The sequence below is a fragment of the Mucilaginibacter calamicampi genome (genome assembly GCF_042676765.1).
Classification (GTDB): domain Bacteria; phylum Bacteroidota; class Bacteroidia; order Sphingobacteriales; family Sphingobacteriaceae; genus Mucilaginibacter; species Mucilaginibacter calamicampi.
Genome location: NZ_JBHTHU010000014.1, coordinates 1 through 1,276, shown reverse-complemented (window position 1 = coordinate 1,276; position 1,276 = coordinate 1). Strand labels below are relative to the sequence as shown.

General features: G+C 55.3%; 1 protein-coding gene. It reads left to right on the top strand.

All coding sequences use genetic code 11. The annotated features are described in order from the left end of the window. A partial coding sequence (locus ACFQZS_RS13290; protein WP_377101006.1) for an amino acid adenylation domain-containing protein occupies nucleotides 1-1,276 on the top strand: 1,276 nt, incomplete at both ends.

The following is a 1,276-nucleotide window of genomic DNA, read 5'->3' as shown; positions in this document are numbered from 1 at the left end:
CGCAAAGGCACCTCAACCCGGAACTTCCGGCAGCCAAGCTGATCTGTACCGATCTGAGCGAATCGTTCTACCGGACAGAAGAAGCGACGAACCTGCCCAGGTACAGCAATGCAGCCAACCTGGCCTATGTGATCTATACCTCAGGCACCACAGGCAAGCCCAAAGGAGTAATGGTAGAACATGGAGGGATCGTCAACCGGATAGCGTGGATGCAGGCCATGTACCCGCTGAACGGATCAGATGTAGTATTACAGAAGACGCCCTATGTATTCGATGTATCGGTATGGGAACTGTTATGGGCCAACTGGTACGGCGCACGCATTGTTCTGGCCCGTCCGGAAGGGCATAAAGACAGCAGCTACCTGGATGAGCTGATAAGCAGCGAAGGAGTAACCACCTTACACTTTGTACCGGGTATGCTTTCGGCCTATGCAGGCTACCTGGAAGAAAGCAGCAAAAAGCTGAACGGCAGCATCCGGCAGCTGTTCTGCAGCGGCGAAGCACTGAGCCAGGCAGTGGTAGACCGAACGTATCAGCTGTCAGCTACCCCAGGCTTCCGTTTGCATAACCTTTACGGACCTACCGAGGCCTCAGTAGACGTAACGTATTATGAAACAAGGCCGGCAAACAAAGTATACATCGGCCAACCGATCTGGAACACGCGTGTGTATGTGCTGGACAAGTACCATCAGCCCGTACCCATCGGCGTTCCCGGTGAGTTATACATTTCGGGTGCAGGATTGGCGCGGGGCTATCTGAACCAGCCGGAACTAACAGATGCCAGGTTCCTACCGAACCCCTTTGCCGAAACAGGCTACGAGCGGATGTACAAGACGGGCGACGTAGTCCGCTGGACGAAGGGAGGGGAACTGGAGTACCTGGGTAGGAACGACGAGCAGGTAAAGCTGCGAGGTTACCGGATAGAACTGGGAGAGATAGAGAACGCGCTGCAGCGGCTAAGCGGTATCAGGCAAAGCAGCGTACAGTTAAAGCAAAAAGGAACTCACAAATACCTGGCAGCGTACTACACAGGAGAAAGCAAGCCGCAGGAAGAGCTGATAGCAGCACTGTCGGCCCAATTGCCGGAATACATGGTACCGGCGAGCTATGTCTGGCTGGATCGTTTCCCACTGACCGTAAACGGGAAGCTGGACAAGCGATCGCTGCCGGAGCCGGATCAGGCACCGGGCGAAGAAAGCTACACGGCCCCGCAGACAGAAGCAGAGGCGGTCTTGTGCGTAATCTGGCAGGAAGTACTGGGCCTGGAACGGGTAGG